Source organism: Nonomuraea sp. NPDC004186 (assembly GCF_053603495.1).
In genome coordinates this window covers 1-4,622 of record NZ_JBSGFQ010000254.1, presented here as the reverse complement: position 1 = coordinate 4,622, position 4,622 = coordinate 1, and the positions used below count along the sequence as shown (strand labels likewise).

Here is a 4,622-nt window from a genome sequence, read left to right as displayed (position 1 = left end):
GCCTGATGACCGGACTCGCCGGCATCGGGTACGGCATGCTCCGCGCCGCACGCCCGGACCGCGTTCCCGCCGTGATCGCCCTGGAGCGCCCGAGGTGACTCCCTCGGCCAGCCTCGGCGCTCCCGTTACCACCCGAGGTGACTCCTCAGCCCGCCTCGGCGCTGCCGTTGCCGTTGCCGTTTGAGGCGGACACCAGCCCGGCGATGTAGTCGGAGACCGCGGCGACGGTCGGTTGCCGCCACAGCAGGGTCGTCGGCAGCGAGCACCGGAACCGTTTCTCCAGCCGCCGCCGGACCACCACCGTCAGCACCGAGTCCAGCCCCTGCTCGACCAGCGGCCGGTACGGCGACAGGTCGGCAGGGGCCAGCCGCATCTCCTTGGCGATCTGCGCGCCGACCTCTTCGAGCAGGAACGCGCGCAGCTCCGCCGGTCCCAGGTCGGCGATCGACTCGGCGGGCCGCACGCCGTCGGCGCCGTTCTCGGCGGGGGCCGGCACGTCGATCACCGGGTAGCGCAGTCCCGACAGCCAGCCGACGACGGCGCCGGCACCGTCGGTCAACCGTACCTGCACCGTGTCGGCGCGCACGGGATCGAGCCACACCTCGATGTCCACCGTGCTCGGCGGCTCTCCGAGCGTGACCAGCCGATCGACGTGCGTCACCATGCGCAGCAACGGGTCGCCGGGGAACGCGCTCGGCGCCACCGACATCGCCGCGTCCAGGACGGGCGCCCACGTGGCGGACGGCCCGCACCGTACCCGGGCGCGCAGCGCGCCGTGGCCGCGCAGCAGCTCCTCGACCTGCCAGTCGAACCCGGTCTCCGGTACGCCGACGGCGGCGAGCCGCTGTCCGACCAGGCCCGGCTCCACCGGCGTGAGCGGCCGCGCCGGTGGCACGGGCGCCTCCCCCGGCGTCGAGGGCACCGTGGCGGTGGCGATCAGCTGCCAGGCGGCGTCCGGCTCGCCCGCGGCACGGGCGGCCAGCCGCAGCTCGCTCCCCTGCCGCACGACCTGGACCTCGCGGCGGTCGGCGGTCAGCAGCGGCGCCGACATCGTCACCTCGCCGAGCAGCTGACCTCCGGCGGCGGCGAAGAAGGTCGCCGCGAGCACCGCGGCCGGCACGATCTCCACGCCCTCGATGGCGTGGCTGCCGGGATAGGGCCGCGTCTGGTCGTCCACGCCGGTCCGCCAGAGCCGTACGTCGGTGCCCGCGAGATCGACGCCGTCACCGAGCAGCGTGTGCGTGTCCGGGTCGTGGCCGCGCCCGGCGGTGTCCGGGGCCGACGGCGTACGCCAGTGCCTGCGGTGCTGCCACGGGTAGGAGGGGAGCACGACCGGACCGCCGGCCGGCTGCAGCCGCTGCCAGTCCACCTCGAGGCCGGCGCAGTGCGCCGCGGCCACGCTGGCCGGCAGGGTGACGCTCGGGGGACGGTTGCGCCGCAGCGACGGGCCGACGAAGACCTCCTCGTGCCCGCCCGCGCCCAGCGTCTCCAGCACCGAGTGGGTGACGACCGGGTGCGGGGAGATCTCGACGAACGCGCGGTATCCGTCCTCCGCGGCCGCCGCGACGGCGTCGGCCAGGCGCACCGGCCGGCGCAGGTTGGCCGCCCAGTACGTGCCGGCGAAGCCATGTTCCGCCCGCGGATCGTCCAGCGCCGTCGAGTAGACGCGGATGCCGGGGGCGCCGGGCGTGAGGTCGGCCGCGGCGGCGGTCAGGTCGGCCAGCAGCGGATCCATCTGCGGCCCGTGGAAGGCCACGTCCGAGGCGACCCGGCGGGCCGGGATCCCCTCCTCGAGCCAGCCGGCCAGCACCTCGGCGACGGCGTCCGGATCGCCGGAGACGACCGTCGAGCCGGGTGACGACGCGATCGCGGCGACCACGTCCGTACGGTCTCCCAGCAGCCGCGCCGCCTCATCGAACGGCAGCTGCACCATGGCCATCGCGCCGCGACCGGCGACCCGCCGCAGCAGCCTGGACCGCCGGCAGATCAACCGGGCCCCGTCGAGGCGGCTCAGCGCCCCGGCCGTCACGGCGGCGGCGATCTCGCCGACCGAGTGGCCGATGACCGCGTGCGGACGCACCCCGTACGCACGCCACAGCTCGACGAGGCCGAGCTGCATCGCGAAGATCATGGTCTGGATCCGGTCCACGTCGATCAGCTCGTCCTCGGTGAGCGCCTTCCGTGGCGAGAAGCCGATCTCGACGGAGAACACCGGCTCCAGCTCGTCGATCACCGCGGCGAACGCCGGCTCGGTCTCCAGCAGCTCCCGGCCCATGCCGGCCCACTGCGAGCCGTGTCCGGAGAACACGAACACCGGGCCGGGGCCGGGGTCGATGAGCACCCGTCCGGTGGTCACGGCGTCGTGCGGGGTGCCGGCCGACAGGGTGCGCAGCCGCACGGCCAGCGCGGCCGGATTGTGTGCCGCCACCACCGCCCGGTGCGGCAGGTGGGCCCGGCGCAGGGCGAGCGTGTGCCCGACGTCGGCCGCCGGCAGGCTACCGGCGACGTCGGCGAGGTTGCCGGCGGCCTGCCGCAGCGCCGCCCGCGACGCGGCGGACACCGGGAACAGCCGGCCCGTGGCCCCCTCGGCGGAAAGTCCCAGGATCCCTTCGGCGGACGGCTCTGCGGCCCCCTCGGCGGAAAGTCCCGCGATCCCTTCGGCGGACGGCCCGGCGGTCCTTTCTGCGGCCGGCCGGGCCGGCGGCGCCTCTTCGAGGACGACATGGGCGACGGTGCCGCCGTAGCCGAAGGCGGAGACCGCGGCCCGGCGCGGATGCGCGGAGCCGGGCCACGGTGTCGGCGCGCCGACCACCCGCAGCCCGGTGCCCTCCCAGTCGACGGCCGGCGTGGGGGTGTCGAGCCGGCTCGGCGGGATCTCGCCGCGTTCGAGCGCCAGAACGGCCTTGACCAGGCCGGCGATGCCGGCGGCACCCTCGAGGTGACCGATGTTGGACTTGGCCGAGCCGATCAGGCACGGCTGCTCCGGCGGCCGGCCCGCCCCGTACACCGCGCCCAGCGCGCCCGCTTCGAGAGGGTCGCCGACCGCGGTGCCGGTGCCGTGCGCCTCGACGTAGCCGACCGTGCCCGGCTCGACGCCCGCCTGCCGCAGCGCGCGGCGCATGACGTGCTCCTGCGCCTGGCCGCACGGCGCCATGATGCCCGCGGTGCGACCGTCCTGGTTGACGGCGCTGCCGCGGATGGTCGCGAGGATCCGGTCCCCGTCGCGTACGGCGTCGGCGAGCCGCTTGAGCACCACGACCACCGAGCCCTCGCCCCGCCCGTACCCGTCGGCCGCGGCGTCGAACGACTTGCTGCGCCCGTCCGGTGCCAGGGTGCCCGCGGCGTCCAGGGTGAGCGTCTCGCCCGGGGACAGGATGAGGTTGACCCCGCCGGCCAGCGCCACGTCGGTCTCGCCGGCCCGCAGGGCCTGCACGGCCAGGTGGACGGCCACCAGCGACGCCGAGCAGGCCGTGTCCACCGCCAGGCTCGGGCCGCGCAGGTCGAGCGCGTACGACACGCGGTTGGCGACCGCGCAGCCGGCGGCGCCGATCCCGGTCCACGCCTCGATGTCGGGCAGGTCCTCCAGCAGCCGATGCCCGTAGTCGCCGGTGCAGACGCCCACGTACACGCCGGCGTCCGTGCCGGCCAGCGCGTCCGGCGACACCCCGGCGTGCTCCAGCGCCTCCCACGCGGTCTCCATCACGAGACGCTGCTGCGGGTCCATCAGCTCCGCCTCGCGCGGCGAGAGCCCGAAGAACTCCGCGTCGAAGTCGGCAACCCCGTCCAGGAAGCTGCCGTGCGCGAGGGTGCGGCGTACCGCCGCCGCGTACGACGGGCCGCGGTCGGCGTAGTCGCGCCAGCGGTCGGCGGGCGCCGGTCCACTGGCGTCCCGTCCCTCGCACAGCAGGTTCCAGTACTCCTCCGCCGAGCCGACGCCGCCGGGCAGGCGGCAGCCGATCCCGATCAGCGCGATCATCTCGACCGGTCGATCCATCACACGTCACTCCGCATCCGCGCCCACACGGGCGACTCGAGAATCTCCACGACGGCGGCCGAGATCGTCACGCCCGGTCCGAAGCCGAACATCAGCAGGTGGTTGCCGGGCCGGAGGGCATGGTCGCGGACCAGGTGCTCCAGCGCGAGGATCTGGTCGCTGGCCCCGCAGTGGCCGATCGTCCGGCCGAAGTCCCAGGCCGACCGGGACGCCGGGATGCCCAGCCGGTGCTCGCAGATCTGGTCGGCGATCTCCTGGGAGGTGTTCATGCACGCCACCCGGGTCACGTCGTCCGGCTTGATCCCGGCCTCCGACAGGGCCCGGTCGATCACTTCGGCCATCCGCTCGTCCAGCGTCACGAGCACTCCGGTGCCGTCGCCCTCGACGACCGCGCGCCGCCGGAACACCTCGTTGTGCGCCCCGAAGTCCACCGTGCGGCCCTCGGTGACGCCGGGCGGGAACAGCGGCTCGGCGCAGCGGTGCATCTCCTCGGCCTCCGACACCGACATCGTGCACACCGACGCCAGCCGGGCGAACCCCGGCTCGGTGTCGAGCACGAGGGCGCTGCCCGCGTCACCGGCGACGGCCGCGGGCAGCATCCGCCACCGGTCGACGAGCGGGGTGCCGT

General features: G+C 75.3%; 2 protein-coding genes. Both read right to left on the bottom strand.

What is annotated here, in order from left to right; all coding sequences use genetic code 11:
• Positions 1-145: 145 nt before the first annotated feature.
• Positions 146-3,994 (bottom strand): type I polyketide synthase, encoded by a 3,849-nt coding sequence (locus ACWEPL_RS64995; RefSeq protein ID WP_452443016.1) that lies wholly within the window; start codon positions 3,992-3,994, stop codon positions 146-148.
• Positions 3,994-4,622, bottom strand: a 629-nt coding sequence (locus ACWEPL_RS64990) for a 3-oxoacyl-[acyl-carrier-protein] synthase III C-terminal domain-containing protein (RefSeq protein ID WP_452443014.1), incomplete at its 5' end; no start/stop codon positions are given. The genes ACWEPL_RS64995 and ACWEPL_RS64990, both read right to left, overlap by 1 nt.

Excerpts from the sequence above, each read along its gene's own strand:
- ACWEPL_RS64995 (WP_452443016.1), bottom strand. The coding sequence starts at position 3,994 with ATGGATCGACCGGTCGAGATGATCGCGCTGATCGGGATCGGCTGCCGC.